Below are 20,690 nucleotides of genomic sequence, written 5' to 3'. Positions count from 1 at the left end.
ATATGGAAATACTTATACGACTTCACTCCTGAAAAACCCTCAGGTTAAACTTTAGTCAGCAAAATCTAAACTGCTTAAGCAGCTCAGAAACGAAATCAGAACCCTGGGATATGCCCACAGCACTGAAAAGATTTATGTGTACTGAGTGAGGGATTTTATCAGTTTGAAATCAAGCTACAATCAGCCGGGCTGAATTGAGAACATGCGAAGGACTGTCTCAATCTTTTGATTAACAACCGGAATAGCGCACGCTTTACTTTCCGGATTGGCAAATTTGACCGTGAAATCCGGTAGCCGTGTTTTCTGCCATGGGAACCTTCAAGATTCTGTTCAAGTATACCAGGCGAGTTTCGTGCTCGGTCACAAAAAGCAAGGGATTCATCTTAGGTTTGGGGTGTTTGCGCTGCCTTTGCGCCATTGATGTTCACGGAGTTTTACCCAAAAAAAGAAAGCTTCAACCTGATGATGACCTTGGTTGCAGGGCTTCAGTCTCTGGTCACAAAGCTATCGAGGCGGGGGCGCCGCGGTGTTGGGTGGTGGCGGGGAGTTATTCGATGTCGTGGGCGCTGTTTTGCATGGGGGGGTATGCGTACGCGGTGGCCTGTGTGGCCGGAGGGTGGAACACAGGGCTTGTTTATCCTATCAGGTTTCTGTAGTCAGCTCATTTGGCTGCTGCTTTGGATTTAGCGCTGTAGTTTCAAGCAGCGGGAAGAAGCAGCTGAGTTCGGCCCCGTCTTTGTAATCCCAGTTCACGGTAAGCGTTGCGCCGAGCTTATCAGCGGCTGTTTTTACAGCATAGAGGCCAATGCCGGTGCTTTCTTCGTCTCCGGTCGGTCTGCCGGAGAGGCGTCCGAAGAGGGTGAACATTTTTTCTTTGTCCGCTTCCCGGAAACCGGGTCCCTGATCTCTCACCGTCAGCTGCCAACCGCCGGGCGCAGGCTGCGCGCGCAGCAGGACCGATTTCCCGTGTGGGGTGTACTTGATGGCATTTGAAAGCAGGTTGGAAACAATGGTGTTCAGGGTGTCGGCATGGCTTACCGCACGGAGCGGTTCAATTTCTGCAATCAGCTTTTGTTGCTTATGTGCGGCGAGAATGGAAAATTCCTGCACCTGAAGGTCAAGCAGGGGCTTAATATCCGTTTCCCTGAGCTTGTCCCCTATCTCCAAAGACTCTGCCTGATACACCTTTAGCAGGCCGTTCACAATATGGCTCATTTTTTCAACAGAAACCTGCATGAACATTTTGAACTGATCTAATTCTTCGTTCGGGTAATCCTCCAGCATTTCAAGGGTTGCATCAATAGCGCCAATGGGGTTACGCAAATCATGAATAATCACTTTGGTGAGGCGGAATCTTTCTTCCGTGAGTCGCTTGAGTTCTTCATTTTGCTTGGCAATTTCCGCATTCTGAAGTTTTTGAACATTGTAGAGGGCACTGATTCGGCTGCTGAGCTGCCTGAAATAATAGCCTGCCCCGCCGGCGCCAAGCAGCAGAAGGCCAAGCACCCCCAAACCTGCGAACAGGTTGCGCTGTGCCCGTTCTTTTAATTTAATCACTTCGCTGAGGTGCGCAATTTCGGCTTCGGAACGTTCGAGCCGGTTGGCGAACATCAGCTCTTCAATGGCTACCTGACGCTCCGTGCTTGTGATTCTGCTGTACTGCTGCTGATAGATAATGTGCCAGCGCAGGGCTTCTTCAAAATTGCCGGATATCTGCTCAAGCCGGAACATCGCCTCTGAATAGTCCATGTACAGATCCGTCCCGGCAAGATTCGGGGCCGAATCAGCAGTTTGCCGCATCAGAGACCTTACCTCGGGAATGTTGACCTGTGTTGAATCCCGCCAAATCAGCGTACGGGCCAGGCCAAGGCTGTTATAGAGCACCCCCATTGAAAGATTCATACGTTTACTACGGTCGAGGCTTTCACGCAGATAATACTCGGACTCATCATATTGTTGTAAGACGCGCAGATATGCGCCAATATTATATTGTACCTGAAGCGCATTAAACTCAAGCCCTGCCTGCTCATTAATTTCAAGGGCGACCTTTAGTGAGTCAATCGCCTTTTGCTTTTCGCCCATATATGAAAGAGAAATCGAAAGATTATTTAGCGTTCTGCTCACGGCGATCCGGTTTCCGCTAGCATAATAAGCAGCAAGATTTTGTTCGAATCGTTCGAGGGCTTCCTGCGGCCGGCCAACCCGTTGCAGCGACATTGCAATGGAGTTGTTGGTTTTTAGCCATAATCGGGTATCGCCGTTTTTTTCAAAAAAATCAGCGGCCTGCATAAGGGGTGGAAGCGCAGCGGTGAAGTCCTCCGAAATAAAATGGTGAAAGCCGTTGCTTAGAAGTGCCAGGTGTATCAGATAGGGGTCATGGGGTGGCTGTGCGGCAAGGGCAGTCACTTCTTCAGCAATTTGTTCGCTTTCTGTTTCACGGGAAATTACAAAGGCTGCGTTAATCAGCGGTGCTGCTGCACGAATGACAACATCCCGTACCTGCAAAGCCATACCAAGCTCATAGGCTTGGTTCATATTCTCATAAACAAGCGGAAACCTTGAAAGCTCTTGATTTAAAAAACCTTCCGTCAGATAGCTGTATGCGGCAATCACCTCATTACCCGAATGCCCTTCTCTGATTTCTCTGACCAAATCGAAGGCCGTGCTTTGAAATGCCTCATCGTTAGCATCGAGGAAGGCCGTGAGAATGGAGTTCAGCTGCGCGATAACCTGCGCTTCTGCTGTGTCAGGATGATCATTCGTGTTACGCTCGCTGCTACAGGCGGCCAATATGCACAACAAACAAGTTGCTGCAACCCAATAAGTTAGTGTAACCCTACAGTCAGAGAGTTTCATCGGCTTTTAGGCTTAAAAGATAGATTATTTGCTTTTAAGATAGGGAAAAATACATTGTACAAAACTGTGGTGCAGGTGGTAGTGTGGTGCAGAAATTACCATCATCCGGCGCCAAATCCGCCGCCGCCCGGCGTTTCAATCCGGAAGCGGTCACCGGCTTTTAGCTGTACTTTAGCCTGCCCCGCGAGGGTTTCCGTGCTGCCATCCGCGCGGATGATGAGCTGACGCCCCGACGCACCGGCTTCGCCCCCGGCAAGTCCGTAAGGTTGCTGTTTCCGGTGTTCGCTGAGCAGGGTGAGGCTGACCGGTTCCAGAAATTCGAGCTCGCGAATCATGCCGTCGCCGCCGCGCCACTTTCCGGTCCCACCTGAGTCCTGCCGGATCTCCAGCCGCGTGACCCGCACCTGGTACCGGCTTTCGAGCACCTCGGCGTCGGTGATCCGCGTGTTGGTCATGTGATGGTGCACCGCGTCCGCGCCCGCGAAGCCTTCCCCCGCGCCGGTGCCGCCGCCCAGGGTTTCGTAGAAGCCGAAGCGCGCGTTGCCGAACAGCAGGTTGTTCATCGTGCCCTGCGAGCAGGCGGCTTTTCCGAAGGCTTTCAGCAGGGTGTCGGTCAGGCGCTGACTCACCTCGGTATTGCCGCCAAACACGGCGGGACAGGCTTCGGGCGCTTCCCCAAAATCCGGGTTCAGCAGCGTGCCCGGCGGCAGGTGCAGGCGCACCGCACGCATCAGGCCTTTATTGAGGGGCACCGGCTCGGACAGCAGCACCCGCAGCACGTACATCACTACGCTGCTCACGATGGCGGGGGTCGCGTTCAGGTTGCCGGGATGTACCGCCCCGCTGCCGCTGAAATCCAGATGCAGCAGCCCGTCGCGCAGCGCGGCCTTCACCCGAAGCGGCGTGCCGTCGTCTAACAGCTCCTCCGCGCGGACTTCGGAAAGTCCGCTCTTGGCGAGCATTTCGCGCGTCCGGATTTCCCCGTAATCGAGAATGAGCTGCATGCTCTCGCGCAGGTCTTCAGTGCCGTGCCGCGCGGTCCAGTCAGCAAGCCGCTGAAGTCCGCGCCGGTTGGCGGCAATAGCGGATTCGATATCGCCCAGATTTTCGCGCAGGGCACGCGTCGGCCACGGACCATCGGTCAGGCACGCCCGCAGGGCTTCGAAGCGCGGCTGACTTCCCTCCACAATGCACAGCGGCGGAATCACACAGCCCTCCTCGCCGAGATGTGCGGCATCGGGCGACATCGAGCCGGGACGCGTGCCCCCGATTTCCGCATGATGGGCGCGGTTGGCGACCAGCGCCTGAAGCCTGCCTTCCGCGAAAAACGGACTCACCACCGTCACATCCGGCAGGTGTGAGCCCCCAAAAGCCGGGTGATTGGTGATGTACACCGAATCCGGCTTCATCTCCAGCCGGGCCATGAGGCCGCGCACACAGAGGCCGAGCGCGCCGAGGTGCACGGGGATGTGCGCCGCATTCGCCACGAGGTAACCTGACGCATCAAAAACCGCGCAGGAAAAATCCAGGCGTTCGCGGATGTTCACCGAAACCGAGCTGCGCTGCAGCACCTCGCCCATTTCGTTGGCGATACTTTGCAGCCGGTTCCCCGCCAGCTCCAGCCGCGCCGACGACAGCCGCGAGGCATCCGACTCAGGGGCGTGATGCCGTGTATCGTCCGCTGACCGTTCTGCAATCAGGGTACCGTTCGCATCGAGCACCGCCGACCAGCCCGGGGCAAGGTAAACTGTCGTCGCCCCGCCGGAAATCAGGGCGGGTCCGGGCAGCGGGTTCAGCCGACCTGCGAGCGCTTCCCGCGACAACAGCGGCACGGCCTGCGTGTGTTTACCGGTGAGGACCTGCACCTTTCGCTGCGGATATGCTGTGACTCCCTCCCCGCTTTGCGAAGTTTTGTTTTGATGGATGTGTTCGGAAGGCGTTTCTTTGGGGAGTCGGGCGATAAGCCGCACCGAAGCTGCTTCGAGTTGGGCATCATCGCGAAGGGGCATGCCGTAGCGCGCGAGCCAGGCCTGCGCAAATTCCTCGCGTGCCCGACCCGCTTCATACGCCTCAAGCGGCATCGTGACCGGCAGGCTTTCCTCCTGACCCGTAAGACGGAGCTGCAATACCAGGCTCAGTTCTGTCCGCGCGTTTTCATCATCCGAAAAACGGTCGCGCAGTTCCTGATGCAAGGTTTGGATGATGTCCGCGGCCTCCGCAACCCAGCGTTCAAACGGCAGCAGCAGCTGTTGTTCGGCGATTTCTTCGCGCTGTGCGTGCATCAGTCCGTAGGCGCTCAGCACGGAGGCAAAGCCCGGAAACAGCACCTGCCGGATGCCCAGCAACGCAGCCAGTTCGCAGGCATGCTGACCACCCGCGCCCCCGAAGGACACCAGCGCGTGCTCAGATGCCCGGTACCCGCGCTGCACGGACACCGCGCGGATCGCCCCGGCCATGCGCTCGTTGGCGATATCGAGCAGGTCGCGAATCAGGGTTTCGCGCTGCGGCAGTACGCCCGGGCTTGTCGCCATCTCTCGCCGCAGCGCTTCGAACTGCCGCTCGGATGCCGCGAGATCCAGCGGGATGCTGAAATCCGAAGCGGGGATGCGTCCGGCCAGCAGGTTGATATCCGTGAGGGTGAGCGGGCCGCCGCGTCCGTAGGCGGCGGGACCCGGATCGGCACCCGCGCTTTCGGGGCCGACCTGTAGCCGGTAGCCGTCGAAGCGGCAAATGGAGCCGCCCCCGGCAGCGACCGTTTCTATATCGGCGGCAGGCGCCATCACCTCGGCATCGCCCACACGGTGCGAGAACCGAAGACCCGGTCGCCCGGCAATGCGCGCGACATCCGTGCTCGTGCCGCCCATGTCGAAGGTGAGCAGGGTGTCGAAGCCCGCGGCTTTTCCGCTTGCTGCTGCCCCGGTCACGCCCGCTGCGGGACCGCTCAGCAGGCTGTCCACCGGCTTGAAGGTCGCGAAGGGCAGGAGGCCCCCGGCGCTGCTCATGGCGTAGCGGAGGCCGTCCGGCGCGGCTTGCGTGAGGTCACGCCGCCACTGTGCGAGCACAGGTGAAAGCAGCGCGTTGATGAGGGTCGTCCGGCTGCGGTCGAGGTAATGGATGAGCGGTGCCGTTTCGCTGGAAAGTACCACGTGCGCAAAGCCCGCTTCTCTGATGAGCACCCCGAGCTGCTGTTCATGCCCCGGATTTTTCCACGCATTGCGCAGGCACACTGCTACGGCTTCAATGCCATCGGCTTTCCAGCGGGCGAGCAGCGGTTCAAGGTCTGCGGCTTGCAGCTTTTCAAGGACCTCGCCGGAGGCGCTGATCAGGCCCGGCACGGTCGCCACGGCGCGGTACAGCGGCGCGGGCTGTTCAACTTTGAGGGCGAAAATATCGGGCCGCTGCTGATTGCCGATGCGGAGCAGGTCGGCGAAGCCTTCGCTCAGAATCAGGGCGGTCGGGGCGTGACGCCCTTCGAGCAGGGCGTTTGTTGTCTGTGTTCCGGCAAGGCGCCAGTGCAGGGGCGGCAGCGGCTCTCCGGCGGGCGTGCCGGTCAGCAGGCGCGCGGCCACAACCGGCGCATCTTCACCGGTGAACAGCGAAACTGAGCGCACATCCGCCGGAAGCGGCGCATCACAGCGCAGCAGGCCTGTGTCGGGGCAGGCTTCGGTCACCCGGCACAGCACATCTCCGCCGTCACCCGCGACCCGCGCCTGAAACCCTTGGAGTCCGCCAAGCTTTACCTGCGCACGCTCTGTTTCCGAAAGCCGCAATGCAAGCTCATCCGGCTTCGCCCCGTTTGTACACGCAACCCGCCACTCCCCCGAACTCAGCAGCTTGAAGCGCACCAACGCACCGCCGCTTTTCCGGAAAAGGCAATCGGTAAACGTGCCGCCCTTATCAATACACAGCAGGGGCAGGGTCTCGGCGGTTCGGGTCATAATCAAAAAAATGTTGATGGGAGTTGCGTGAATGGCACCAAAATAAAAACCTTTCGCGGGATGCAGCGGGATATTTGCAAAAACAAAAAAACGCCCGCCCCCATCGCGGGCGGTGTATTTGGATGTTTCGTTATCGCGCATGCGGGAAATGCCCGAATGCTGATTCCAGCATTTGCGATGGAATTCGGGTACGGGGTTATTCCGGCATCCGTGCCCCTCGTAGGGGCGACCCTCGTGGTCGCCCCCCCTCGTGGTCGCCCCCCAATGCGGGAAATACCCGAATTAATGATGGCGACCCCGATTAAAAACCGGCAAATGTGCGGTTCCGGCATTCGAATTCGGGCTACGGGATTATTCCGTCATCCATCCCGTCATTTCGGGTTTTGCAGGTGTAATCCGATTTCCCCAACCCAAAAACCACGGGATTCATCTTTGATTTGGGGTTTATGAGCTGTCACGAAAAACAGTGATGCCCACGGAGTTTCCCCAAAAAATAAAAAGGCTGCGACATGGCCGCCGCCTTGGGTGCAGGGCTGGTTTTTTGTTTCTGAGATATGGTGCCGGGGGTGACTCGGGCGGGTGTAGAATCTGGAACGCAAATTTTTAGGTAAATGCCGTATTTTAGACCCACTATGCGTGCCCCGGCTGCGTTGCCCTTAGCTTCAGCCTTATCTCCGTTTCTATTCTATCATTTTCACCGAGCGGTCATCCCGGTTAATTTTTTTTGTTTGCGTACCCATATCACTGCTTCTTTTTTAGCTGTACTGTTTCTTTTGTTTGTTCATGCCGGACAAACACTTGCGGCTGAATCTTTCTCTACCGGCGAACGAACCTATGCTGTGGAAAGGTCGGTGTTTCCGGCCATCGACAACGGTTCAGACCGGAGACCGCAGGTGCGGCGGGTTAGAATCAGGGGGAATGAGACCTTTCCGGATATGGTGCTGATGAACATTATTGCTACCGAAGCGCCGGCTTTTTTCAGGCGCATGCAGTTCTGGCGGCCGGATGAGTTTGATTATTCCCTGAATGAAGTGCGGCGCGACGCCATCCGTATTGAGCGGTTTTACCGTCGCCGGGGTTTTTATGATGTGGCAGTGACCTTCGATATTCAGGAAGGACGCCGCGATCATCAGCGGCTCGTTACGTTTTTTGTGGATGAAGGGGAGCCGACCCGCGTGCATTCGCTTGAGCTCATTTTCGAAAACACGGACGAGGAGAAAATTGAGGAAATCCGGCAAATGCGTGATTTCCAGCGGGCTGAAAACAACAATCCGCTGCAGGTCAGCCGCCGGTACGAAGCGGTGAAACATCCCGATATCGAATCGGCTTACCTGACGGCGCTGCGCAATTCCGGCTTCGCTTTTGCCCGTACCCGCATTGAGGCGGATGTGGACACCCTGCGACGCAAGGCCGATGTGCGGGTGATCATGGAGCCCAAACAAATTGCGACTTTCCGCGATATTTTTGTGGAAGGCGAGTTGAGCGTGCCCGAAGACCTGATCCGGTTTCAGTCGGCCATCCGGCCGGGGGATGTGTACAGCCTGCGAAAAATGCGGGACGCGCAGCAACTGCTGTTCCGGCACCCGCTCATGCGACTGGTAACCATCAGCGTGCCTGATCAGGAGCCGGGCGAGGAGGTCGATATCCGCATCCGGATTCGGGAACAGGCGCTGCGGTCGGTTAAGGTGCAGGCCGGTTTTGGCAATGAAGAGCTGTTGCGGGGTCAGGTCACCTGGACGCACCGGAACCCGCTGGGCAACGGGCATCGCTTCACGATATCTTCGCGGGCTTCCTTTATTGAACAGCGGGGCAACCTGGAATACCTGATTCCCGGTTTTGTGAACCCCCGCTCGAACCTGGCCATCACGCCCTTTGCGCTCCGGAAAGATGAAGATAACTACCTGATCTACCGCTACGGGATCAACAATAACATCACCTATTATTTCAGTCAGTTTCTGGTCGGGAGTGTGAGCTATGAGCTAAGCCGCAACGACGAGCGGCTCAAGGATGGCGGCCGTGCGCGCACCGACAGCACGCAGGTGTTCAATATTTCATCCCTTCGTTTATCGGCCCTGTACAACGAATCTTCGGGCGACATCAGCCGGGGCTGGGCCGTGCGCCCGAATGCGGAATTCTCCGGCCTTTTCGGTACGGGATCGCTCACCTACCAGCGGTTTTCGCTGGATGTGCGCCGCTTCATCGATTTCAGCTCCACCACACAGCTCGCCCTGCGCGCCGACTCCGGCCTGCTGCTTTCCCGCGACCCTTTTGATACTCCGGCCAACATCCGCTTTTATGCGGGCGGCGCCAACTCGGTGCGCGGCTATTCGCGGCGGCAGCTGGGCCCGAAGCGTCCGGTGTTTAACAGCGAAGGCGAGTTCCGGCAGTATCTGCCCTTGGGCGGGCAGGCCGTGCTGATGTTCAACACCGAGCTACGGCAGGGCTTGCCGGGCTTTCTGCGCAACGTGCAGCTGGCAGGCTTTCTCGACGGCGGTCAGGTCTGGCTGAACTACAACGAATTTGACCCGCGCGATTTTCAGTATGGCGCGGGCGGCGGCATCCGGTACATGTCGCCCATCGGCCCGATCCGGCTCGACATCGGCTGGAAGCTGAATCCCAGCGATGAAGATCTCAATCGTTTCAATGGTCAGGACCGCGGCGGCGTGAACCGCTGGGCCCTGCACTTCAGTATCGGACAGGCTTTTTAATGCTATTTTTTATGAAGAATGACGCATCTCAACCAACACAAGCGCCCAAGCCTGTAAAAAAGCGGCGTCGCTGGCCTTGGATTCTGTTGCTGAGCCTGCTGCTGCTTGGCATAGCGCTGCGGATGGCGCTGAAATCAGACTGGGTTTTTGAGCTGATTCGCGCACAGGCTGTGGAAATCGTGAGCGGGACCACGGGGGCAGATTTTCAGCTCGACCGCATGGAAGGCGACCTGCTCAGCGGCATCCGGTTGTACGGGGCGCGACTGACGCTCAGCGGGGAAACCGAACCGGCCATTCGTCTCGACACCCTTGAAGTGGATTACAAGCTGCGTCCGCTGCTGCGCCGCACCATCGAGATCCCGCGCATGCACCTCAGCGGCCTCGATGTCCGGGCCGAACAGCTGCCCGATTCAAGCTGGAACCTGATGACGCTCGTACCGGAGCCTGACCCGGACGAGCCCGAAAGCGACGAGCCGTTTGGCTTCACCCTACAGCTTACCGATTTCGAACTGCGCCGCACCAGCCTGGATATCACCGCCCCGCTGCTGCTGCCCGACGAGCGGCTGCGTGTCGAAGACCTGCTGGCACGGGCCACGCTCACCTACAGCGAAGCATCCGTAAGTGCGGACCTGCACGAACTTTCGCTGCTGCTGCGCGAAGGCCGCCTGCCGGAACCCATCCGCTTTGAAACCGCCGCAAGTCTCGACGATGAGCGCATCACCTTAGACCGGCTTGTACTCTCTACGGGCCGCTCGCTGCTCGAAGCCGAAGCCGCTTTCGACACCGAAAGCACCGATCTGGAAGCCGAACTTACCACAGGCCGCATCAGCCGGGCCGACCTGCTTGCCTACATCGATGAAATTCCCGCTTTCGATACGGCTTCGCTCCACTTCGCCGCCGGCGGCAGCCTGCGCGATTTCGAGACCGGCATCCGACTACATGCGCCGGGTCTGCTGCGTCTCGACCTGAACGCCCGCCTTGCCGTCGAGCCGGAACCCCTTCTCCGCAGCCTGCGCCTCGAGCTGGCCGAGCTCAACCTCCCGGACCTCGCCATGGACAGCACCCTCGACGCAACGGCCGGCATCCTGACCGCTGAAATCGACGGCGAAATCCCGCTCACCCGCTTTGAAGCATCTACCGCAGACATCCGGCTCAACCTGACGGAAGCCCGGTTCGAACAAATCGGGCTGCGCGGTTTTGAAGCGGCGCTGGCTTTATCGGGGGATGTGCTCACAGGTCGCACGAGCCTCCGTTTTGAAGACAGGCAGCGGGCAGAAGCGGATTTCCGGCTGGCACAGCTTTGGGAAGAGCGTCCGCAGTGGCAGATGGACGCCCGCTTTCGCGCACTCAACCCCGGTTATTTTGTGCAGGATGATGAACTCGATGGCAGCATCAGCGGCACGCTGGCTGTGTCGGGGGAAGGCTTCGAGCCTGGTAGCCGGCCCTGGAAGCTGGCACTGGCGCTTGACCAGCCGCGGGTGCTCACCTACTATCAGCTGGGCGACATCCGCCTGAACGCAAGCATTACCGGTACCCAAGCCGGACTCCGGCTGCTCGTAGAGTCTCCCGGCGGCCGCATTGAGCTGGATGGGGATGTCACCGAATGGCAGGAGCCGGTGCCGGCCTGGCAGTTTGGGCTTGTCTTTGATGAACTCGATACCGCCGTGATTGCCAAGCTTGAAGACGTGCCTACCTTCCTGAATGGTCGCGCACAGCTCGAAGGCCGCGGCATTAGCATGGATGAGCTGGTGCTGCGCCTGGAAACCTCCCTCAGCAACAGCCGTGTGCTCGGTGAACCTTTCGACCGCTTCGACTTTCTGGCCGAAATCGAAGACGGCATTCTGCACCTGCGCGATGGCGAAATTGACAGCCGCTTCCTGAGCGGCAGCCTCACCGCCCGACAGCGCCTCGATGATTTCACCGATCCCGACAACCGTCTCGATCTCGACCTGGAAATTTCCAACATTCAGGCTTTTGCCGGTTTTCTGGGTGCGGAAGAGCTTCAGGGCAATGGCCGCATTGCGGGTGTCATCAGGCCTGACGGGGGTGTTTCTGTTTTTGAAGCAAGCTTGCTGTTCGATCGGTTTCGTATGGATGAATTCACGGTTCAGGAAGCTGAAGGCAGTCTGAAAGTCAGGCTGATCGAAGAACCGGAGCTGGAGCTGACGCTCGGCATTTTGCAGCCGGCCTGGAATGAAATGCAGCTCGCCGATATCACCCTGCAAAACACGACCCGCGCAGCTGCCGAAGAAACGACCGGTGATGTGCGCCTCAATATCCTGCGTACCTCCGATTTCGGGCTGTTCCACGAAGGGCAGTTCCGCATAGCTGATACCATCACGTACCGTACCGAGCGGCTGGATCTGCTTGAAGACGGCTTCGAGCTGTTGCTTGAAACCGCATTCGGGCTTGAACTCAGCGGTGAAGGCCGGGATCAGACGTTCCGGATGGATGAGCTGCGCATGGGTTCCGATAACGGAGCCGCGCTTTCGCTTCAGGCGTTTTCCGGGCCCAACTTGCGGACCGGGCTTGAGCTGAAGGCCGAGCGGCTCGATCTCGGCGCCGTACAGGAAGCCCTGATGGATGAACGCCTGGCCGACCTCATGTTTTCCGGTCAGGTCAGCCTGCTGATTGACGATCAGCTGCTGCAGCTCGAAGCCGACACCGAAGTGACAGATATTCGCTATGACGGGCTGGCATTCGACCGCTTCACCCTAAGCACGAATATTCTCAACGAGCGCATGGAAATTAACAGCGCGCTTGATCTTAGCGATACCCGCCTTATGGAAGCCCAATTCAGCCTGCCCTTCCGCCTGGGCGATAAAGAAGATTTCCCGGATAGTTTTTATGATGAGATTGTGGAAGGCTACCTGATTGTGCCGGATCAAAACCTTGAAAAATACCGCACGTTTATGGACCGCAACGGACTTGCCGGGTTGCGCGGCAGATTCAGCCTTGAATCCGCTCTGTCCGGTACAGCGGGCGCGCCGGGGCTGACGGTACGTATGGCGTTGAATGAAGCCCGCGCTTCAGGGGTAGCCATCGAAAATTTCTTTGTGGAAGCTGAGTACAACAATGAGAAAGCCGAGCTGGCCGTGACGTCTGAGCTGCGCTCACTGGGTCAGGTTGCTGCCGAATTCAGCGGAACCGTGCCGTTTTATGTGGATATGCGCAGTTTGACTGTGGAAGAGCCGGAAGGAAATGAAGGCATTCAGATTGAAGCACGCACCCGCGATTTTGATCTCGCAGCCTTCAGCGACTTTCTGGACCCGGAAGTCATTCGCGGTCTCAGGGGGCGCCTGAATGCCGATATTCTCGTTACCGGAACGGCTGCTGCGCCTGAGCCCAACGGTACCGTCCGCATTACGGACGGGCGCTTTCAGCTGGTAGAAAACAACATCGTGGTCAGCCGCATTACCGCCGATACCGAGCTGAGTCCGGACCGGCTGCGTGTGCGGGAATTCAGGGCAGAAAGCTCGGGGTCACTAACCGCTTCCGGCTATGTAACCCTTGCCGACTTTCAGCCCGATGTGTTTTCGGTGGATGTGAATATGCGCAACTTTCGGGCATACAACACCCGCGATCTGGACGCCTTTGTTTCCATGAACGCCCGTCTTGAAGGCACCCTGGAAGCGCCGGTGCTCACCGGGGGCGTAACCGTAGAGCGGGGCTACATCTATCTCGATAATTTCGGGGAGCGGCAGGTGGAACAGGTTGTGCTTGATGATGAAGACGAACCGGATACCTTCGCACAGGACTTTTTTGACGCCCTTGAAATGGAGTTTAACGTGGTCGTAACGCGGCGTTTTTCCATCCGTAACCGCTCCAATCCGGAATTGGAACTGGGTCTGGAAGGTGACCTCGATGTGGTGAAAGCACCTTTCAACGATCTTGAAGTGTTCGGCCTTATCGAAACGGTCCGCGGCGTGGCGACGACGCTGGGACGCCGTTTTGAGCTGGAAGAAGGACAGATTGTATTCAGCGGTCCGGCGGACAATCCCGAGTTTGATATTCAGCTCATCTACCGGGTGCGCCGGGAAGATGACATCCTGATTCGCTACAGCATTACCGGGGATGTGGATCAGCCTGAGTTTAGTTTTTCGAGTGAGCCGGAAATGGAGCTGCAGGATATCATCAGCTACACCCTGTTCGGGCGGCCCTTCCATGCGCTTCAAAGCTGGGAACAAGGCGTATCGGGCGGGGCAAGTGCGACGGATCAGGTTGCTGACGCAGCCCTTGATCTGCTGCTCGATCGCCTGCAAAGCCTCGCCGCCGACCGCCTTGGGGTAGATGTGGTGGAAATCGAAACTTCGAACCAAAGCGGGGGCGGCACGCGGGTTAAGGCCGGTAAGTTTTTGTCCGACCGCCTGTTCGTAGCGCTCGTGCAGGAACTGGGCAGCGACCCGAACAGTCAGGTCATCATCGAATACCTGCTGCGCCGGAACCTCGAGCTGATCATCACCGGCAGCGACGACTTCCGCACGGGCATTGACATCCTCTGGCGGCTGGATTACTGAGAAAGCCGGATCTGCGCCGGACAAAAAGCAAGGGATTCATCTTTGATTTGGGATGTCACAATCTGTCACGAAAGACCGTGATGTTCACGGAGTTTCCTCCAAAAAAAACAGGCACGAACAGCTCCAAAGCCGGTGGACGGTTTACACAGCGTTTACAAGCGGGCCTCTGCCGTGCAAGCACTTAACACGCCTGCGATAGCATATATAGCGCCGCTTCCTTTGAAGATTATAGGAGGGCTACGAATGGATGTTGGGGGTTGGAAGCGTGCAGGGGTGCAATCCGGAATTGCTATCGATTAGTTGTTTAGCGGTAAATCTATAAAATGTGTGGTTCCTGCGCCCCTTAATTTCCGGATTTCAGATGTGTTGTTTTCGTTCATTTTTTCTTTGGGGGATGTGCTGCCAAGGTTATATTTAGACTGAATATAGATAAATGATGAAACCGGCAGAGCTGGTAAATCAGCTTCCGGTCAGCACCAAAAATTTGAAAAAAAAGTATTCATCTTTAAAAATAAGGCGGTCTGACAGACCGGGCCATTCGGTGTCCGCTTCAGATACAGCCAAAGGAATTCTAACATCCATTAAACTAAAAATTATGAGCAACTCAGCGAATGGAAACGGCAAGTGCCCCTTTATGCACGGGGCAAATACCGCAGCCCAAAACACGGTAACCGACTGGTGGCCCAATGCCCTTAACCTGGATATCCTGCATCAGCACGATACCAAAACCAAGCCCACCGATCCGGATTTCAACTATAAAGAAGCCTTCAAACAGCTTGACCTGGAAGCGGTTAAAACGGACCTCAAAAACCTGATGACGGACAGTCAGGACTGGTGGCCTGCTGACTGGGGGCATTACGGCGGCCTGATGATCCGCATGGCCTGGCATGCTGCCGGTACCTATCGCGTGGCCGATGGTCGCGGCGGTGGCAGTACCGGAGCGCAGCGCTTTGCCCCGCTCAACAGCTGGCCCGATAACGTGAACCTCGACAAGGCACGCCGCCTGCTGTGGCCTATCAAGAAGAAGTACGGCAACAAGCTTTCCTGGGCAGACCTTTTCATCCTGGCCGGAAACATGGCGTATGAGTCCATGGGCTTCAAAACATTCGGGTTTGCCGGTGGCCGCGAAGACATCTGGCACCCTGAAAAGGACATCAACTGGGGCTCTGAAAGAGAATGGCTGGGCAAATCACGCTACAGCAATCCAGCTGAGAGTGACTCCCTCGAGAACCCGCTTGCTGCCGTTCAGATGGGTTTGATTTACGTGAATCCGGAAGGCGTTGACGGCAACCCTGATCCGCTCAGAACGGCACAGGATGTCCGCACGACCTTCAAGCGCATGGCCATGAACGACGAAGAAACAGTGGCCCTTACGGCTGGTGGTCATACCGTCGGGAAAACGCACGGAAACGGCAGAGAAGAGCTGCTGGGTGCCAATACTGAAGGTGCCGATGTTGAAATGCAAGGTTTTGGCTGGTTGAATCCCATGGGTAAAGGCAATGCCGAAGATACCATGACAAGCGGTATCGAAGGCGCATGGACGACAACCCCGGACCGCTGGAATCACACCTATTTCCACCTGCTGCTCAACTATGAGTGGGAGCTGACCAAGAGCCCGGCCGGTGCGTGGCAGTGGGAGCCCATCAACTGTAAGGAAGAAGACAAACCTTTTGACGCGCACATCAAGGGGGTCCGCAGAAATCCTATCATGACTGACGCCGACATGGCCATGAAAATGGATCCGGCCTACAGAGAGATTTCCGAGCGCTTCTACAAAGATCCCGCGTATTTCGAAGATGTTTTTGCCCGCGCCTGGTTCAAGCTCACGCACCGTGATCTTGGTCCGAAGAGCCGCTACCTCGGCCCCGATGTGCCGCAGGAAGACCTCATCTGGCAGGATCCCATCCCTGCGGTGGATTACACCCTGACCAATTCCGAGATCGAAACCCTGAAGAATACGCTGCTCAACTGCGGCCTAAGCCAGACCGAGCTCATCACGACCGCCTGGGACAGCGCGAGAACTTACCGCGGTTCTGACTACCGGGGCGGTGCCAACGGCGCAAGAATTCGTCTTGCCCCGCAAATTGACTGGGAAGGCAACGAGCCTGAGCGTCTCAAAAAAGTACTTTCCACACTCGAACAGGTGCAGGCCAGCCTCGACAAGAAAGTGAGCATAGCCGACCTAATCGTGCTGGGCGGATCCGCTGCAGTGGAAAAAGCCGCGCGCGACGCCGGTTTTGATGTGACGGTGCCCTTCATGCCGGGTCGCGGCGACGCGACTGCTGAAATGACGGATGAAGAGTCCTTCGAATACCTGGAGCCGGTGCATGACGGATTCAGAAACTGGCAGAAGAAAATCTACGCTGCCAAAACCGAAGAACTGCTGCTCGACAAAGCACAGCTGCTAGGCCTCACCGCTGCTGAAATGACGGTACTCGTGGGCGGCATGCGCGTGCTCGGCACCAACTACGGCGGAACCAAGCACGGCGTTTTCACCGACAACGAAGGGCTGCTCACCAACGACTTCTTCGTGAACCTCACGGATATGAAGTACAACTGGCGCCCGCATGGCGAGAACCTGTACCTCGTACTCGACCGCAAAACCAACGAAACCAAATGGACCGCTACCCGGGCCGATCTGGTGTTTGGCTCCAACTCCATCCTCCGCGCCTATGCCGAGTTTTATGCGCAGGATGACAACAAAGAGAAATTCGTATCGGACTTCATCAAAGCCTGGGTTAAGGTGATGAATGCTGATCGCTTTGATCTGGAAGCCTGATTCGCAGTAAACAGCCTCTCAGGCTGATGTCATCTGTTCCGCAAGGCGGCTGATCCGGTTTTGGGGCAGCCGCCTTGTTTTTATTAGGCAGTTTCGCGGGCGTTCTTTTGCTATTTTCGGAAAAGGTGAAAAACCAATTTGAATCCAACTTGTCGGTAAAGCCGAAAATTTGATTAGAGGGTACTTTATTTCAATTGTGGTCGCGGCCTGTGCGCTGCTGTTTTTGGGGATGCGCTTTTTACCGGCTCGGGCGCCGGATGTGGACATCCGAAGCACGGGGCTTGTTTTTCTTGGGGAATCTTTTCAGGATGATGTGCTGTAGACGCGAACGCTTTCCGGGGAAGAGCTGCCGGAAGGCATGGCATTTTTGAGACTTGAATTCAGGCATTTGCCTGCTTCCGAAGAAGGTCAGGCGTTTACGCTGCTGGGCGGCGGTCCGAGACAAACCGGTCTGCACGGGCCGAATGCAACGGGTTTTGAAGGTCCGGGCTACCATTTCGCCATTTTACCGGAACAGGCTTCCGAAAGCCCGAACCCGCTGCGTGATGAAACCTACAAAGCCGACTTCACCCGAACGGTGGAAAACGGCACCCTTGTCTTTGACATCTACTACCGGCCCACGGATATCAACAGCTGGGGCGACCGCTACTTTCCGGGCACCGAGCTGGCCCTCACCATGATGCGGGCCGGCACGACCGAGCGCGTGCTGCACGCGGCCAACAATGTCTTCAACTGGGCCGTCGCGGGTATTGGGGAAGGCCGTGCCGCGGAAATAGTGGTTATTTTTGAAGCGTGATGTTGTGAGATCAGGCAGAATCTGTCTTCAGAGTCAGCCGATATCCATCAGGACGATAAGGGCAGGAACTACAGAATCAGGGGGAATGATAGGAACTGTTTTTTCTTCGGTTTATTCCCAAACATCAGTTTATATTTGACCTCTTACCAATGATCATCTAACAGACGCTTCACATGAAAAAACTATTTACCCGCCTTGCTTCAGTCACCTTATTCCTGCTATGCTTAAGCGCAGCATTTACACACACGGCCCGCGCACAACATGCCGGCACCTGGCAGTTTACCGTTTCCCCTAACCTCCACATTCCGTTCAGCATGGAGTCGGAAGTGACGGTCCTGAATATCACCGAGACTTTTGACCTTGGACTTGGAGATTTTCTCTCGCTGGATCAGGCGTTTTCCGGCGGTTTTCGGCTGGAGGGCCGCAGAAACGACTGGGGCTATTTTGTGGATTTGAGCTTTACCTACGCCGAAGACTCCCGTACAGCCCGTAATTATCCGCTGCCGCCGGTTTTGGCAAATGTTATCAATACACAGTTCAACCCTCCGGTGCCTGTACCTGCCGGCACCCCCGTTTCGGCCGGCATTTTAGCAAGCGGCAGCTCGCTCTCCGTTGATGTCGGGGTTTTGTACCGTGTTTGGGAATCTGAAATGCGCGGGGGCGTCCGGTACTACGCGGAGCCGTCGGTGGCCTTCCGGTTTGGCAGTATCCGCTCTGAGCTTGATTTTGAGCTCGATCTCGCAGACATCCCGGTCGTGCGTACCAAGCTGGATGTCAGCGATAACCCTGGTAAAGCGGTGATCGGTCTAAACCTGGGCATTGAAACAGAAGGGCGCTGGGACGCCTCGCTCCGCACGGTGACCGGAACGTCCGTTGTTAGCGCGGAAGATCACTTTTCTATTCGGATAACCCCCGGCGCAGCCTACAGGCTCAGCGACAGCATGGCCCTGAATCTGAACTATGATTTTCACTACCTGACGTATGAGCGCAGGAATAATATCGGCCTTAAGCAAACGCAACATGCGCTGAGTATAGGTCTTACGGCTACCTTTTAACCCGCATTATTCACAATTAAACAGTATTTATTTGCTAAGCGTCAGTTGTCTTAGCGAAAACATCGGTAATCCAAATCGGGTGTAGTGTAAATACTGCGCACCGAGCGAAGCGACTCCCCCGCAAGAAAATTTCTTGGTGTATAATGCGGGTTAACCCGTATGATGAAGCATTCGGCCTAATTTCAGACGGCTTTTTCACAGCTCGCACCAAATTTGAAGCGTCATGCCCCGGGTAAAGGCCCCCCGGGCATGGCGCTTTTTTTATTTATCCGGCCTGGCAGCGAAGAGAAATTTGGGGGAAGTGCACATATTCAGATGCCGAAGCTGACTTTTGGTCTTGGGCAATGGCTGTGGGTTCTGTATCATAATTGCGCAGATCACCACAGCTTACTACCATCCAAAAGTCGATTCTTTCATGCTGAATTACATCTGGGCCGGGCTCATCATTTTTAGCCTGCTTTTTGCGGTCACTTCCGATCTTCGGGACTATGTTACCGATGAATTCCAAAACGGGGCCGAGATCGGCGTCGCGCTCGTCATCCCCGAAAACACCGACCTGCAGCGGCGGGCTTCGGTGCAGTTCCGCATCACGGAAGGGCCTGACGCCTCCGGGGAAGTCTATCGGGCAGAATGGTTTCCCGGAGAAGATAAGGCCGAGCTCATCATACCGGTGACGGAAAGCCTGCCGGAACACTGGCGTCACGTAGCGGAGCATCAGGACGCGCGCGACCTCACGCAGCTTCGGGCGCTGGTGCTTACCCACGAAAAGGAAGCGGGCGCTGCGGCGGCTACCGCGGTGATCACCCTGCCCGAAGTGCATCTGGTTAAAATGCGCAGCATCACGCAGGCGGCCTTCGACATGGCGGAGTTTGCCGTTACCCTGGCCATCGGGCTGATCGGCATCATGGCTCTCTGGCTGGGACTGATGAAAATTGCCGAAGAGAGCGGCCTCATTTATAAACTGGTGAAAGTGGTCAATCCGGTACTGGGTTTCCTGTTCCCGAACGTGCCCAAAGATCACCCGGCACTGGGCGCCATCAGCCTGAACCTTTCGGCCAATATGCTGGGGCTGGGCAACGCGGCAACCCCGCTGGGGATTAAAGCAATGGAAGAGCTTCAGAAACTGAACCCCGATAAGGAAAGCGCGACCAATGCGATGTGTATGTTCCTGACGATGAATACCGCGAGCGTGCAGCTCGTGCCCCCGGTTACGCTGATTGCGCTCCTGGGCGTAGGCGTCGCAGAGCTGTTTTACAGCATCCTCATCACGACGGCGATTTCGCTGGTTGTGGGCGTTACGGCGGCCTCCTACTACGCCCGCAAGTTTCCAGAACCGCCGGCGGTACAGCCCGACAAAGCTGCACCTGCCCCTGCGCCAACCCAATCCTGATTTCCACCCGCCTCACCCGAAAAAAAGAACCCATGCAGATTCTCAGTATTCTTGTTTTACCCCTCATCATCGTAGCCATTCCGCTGTACGGCCTGATCAAAAAAGTGCAGGTCTATGAAGTTTTTGTGGATGGCGCCAAGGAAGGATTTCAGATTGGGGTGCGCATCATTCCGTATCTCGTTGCCATTTTGTTTGCCATTGGCATGTTCCGGGCGAGCGGCGCGATGGAAATGCTCATCCATCTGCTTGATCCGGTGCTGGCGCTGGTTGGCTTTCCGGCGGAGGTGCTGCCAATGGCGATTATGCGTCCGCTTACCGGCAGCGGCTCGGTAGGCGTGATGGCCGATCTCATTGCGGCCTACGGGGAAGATTCCTTCGTGGTGAAGGTCGCCGGAACCATGTTCGGCTCAACCGAGACGACCTTTTACGTGCTTGCCGTGTACTTCGGCGCCGTGGGCATCCGTAAGGTGCGCTATGCGGTGCAGGCCGGCCTCATCGCCGATTTCGCAGGCGTGATTGCCTCCGTTGCGGTTTGCTACTGGCTGTTTGCTTGAGGGAAACTGTTCAGCACATGCGCTTCAGAAAACAACCCTTTGCAGGCATGCGGCTGTTTTATTTTTCCTTCATAATTCCGTTATTAAAATATGTGGC

Annotated in this window: 10 protein-coding genes; 8 read left to right on the top strand and 2 right to left on the bottom strand. The window is 56.8% G+C overall.

Annotated elements, in window-relative coordinates; translation table 11 throughout:
- Positions 1-642: 642 nt before the first annotated feature.
- Both CYPRO_RS16145 and CYPRO_RS16140 read right to left on the bottom strand, forming a co-directional pair.
- Positions 643-2,856: a sensor histidine kinase gene (locus CYPRO_RS16145; protein WP_114985596.1), complete on the bottom strand. Its 2,214-nt coding sequence runs from the start codon at positions 2,854-2,856 to the stop codon at positions 643-645.
- A gap of 101 nt (positions 2,857-2,957) precedes the next feature.
- Positions 2,958-6,935, bottom strand: a complete 3,978-nt coding sequence (locus CYPRO_RS16140) for a hydantoinase B/oxoprolinase family protein (protein ID WP_114985595.1) — start codon at positions 6,933-6,935, stop codon at positions 2,958-2,960.
- Between the two features lie 587 nt (positions 6,936-7,522).
- Here CYPRO_RS16140 and CYPRO_RS16135 point away from each other — a divergent pair.
- The 8 genes from CYPRO_RS16135 (at position 7,523) to CYPRO_RS16105 (ending at position 20,593) form a co-directional block, all read left to right on the top strand.
- Positions 7,523-9,502, top strand: a complete 1,980-nt coding sequence (locus CYPRO_RS16135) for a BamA/TamA family outer membrane protein (RefSeq protein ID WP_164682877.1) — start codon at positions 7,523-7,525, stop codon at positions 9,500-9,502.
- A gap of 11 nt (positions 9,503-9,513) precedes the next feature.
- Positions 9,514-14,019, top strand: a complete 4,506-nt coding sequence (locus CYPRO_RS16130; RefSeq protein WP_164682875.1) for a translocation/assembly module TamB domain-containing protein — start codon at positions 9,514-9,516, stop codon at positions 14,017-14,019.
- A 595-nt stretch (positions 14,020-14,614) separates the two neighbouring features.
- Complete coding sequence (katG, locus tag CYPRO_RS16125) at positions 14,615-16,798, top strand: catalase/peroxidase HPI (RefSeq protein WP_114985592.1); 2,184 nt, start codon at positions 14,615-14,617, stop codon at positions 16,796-16,798.
- Between the two features lie 169 nt (positions 16,799-16,967).
- A complete protein-coding gene (locus CYPRO_RS16675) occupies positions 16,968-17,120 on the top strand; it encodes a hypothetical protein (protein ID WP_164682873.1) in 153 nt (50 codons plus the stop codon).
- A 36-nt stretch (positions 17,121-17,156) separates the two neighbouring features.
- Positions 17,157-17,594: a hypothetical protein gene (locus CYPRO_RS16120; RefSeq protein WP_114985591.1), complete on the top strand. Its 438-nt coding sequence runs from the start codon at positions 17,157-17,159 to the stop codon at positions 17,592-17,594.
- 173 nt (positions 17,595-17,767) lie between these two features.
- Positions 17,768-18,649 (top strand): hypothetical protein, encoded by an 882-nt coding sequence (locus CYPRO_RS16115; RefSeq protein ID WP_114985590.1) that lies wholly within the window; start codon positions 17,768-17,770, stop codon positions 18,647-18,649.
- Between the two features lie 415 nt (positions 18,650-19,064).
- The gene (locus CYPRO_RS16815) at positions 19,065-20,039 is read left to right on the top strand and encodes a nucleoside recognition domain-containing protein (protein ID WP_240644791.1); all 975 of its coding nucleotides are present in this window, start codon (positions 19,065-19,067) and stop codon (positions 20,037-20,039) included.
- 32 nt (positions 20,040-20,071) lie between these two features.
- Positions 20,072-20,593: a spore maturation protein gene (locus CYPRO_RS16105; protein ID WP_114985589.1), complete on the top strand. Its 522-nt coding sequence runs from the start codon at positions 20,072-20,074 to the stop codon at positions 20,591-20,593.
- Positions 20,594-20,690 lie beyond the last annotated feature (97 nt).

Origin of the sequence: Cyclonatronum proteinivorum (genome assembly GCF_003353065.1) — a bacterium.
In the GTDB taxonomy this organism is placed as follows: Bacteria; Bacteroidota; Rhodothermia; order Balneolales; family Cyclonatronaceae; genus Cyclonatronum; species Cyclonatronum proteinivorum.
This window is presented reverse-complemented; position numbering and strand designations above follow the sequence as displayed.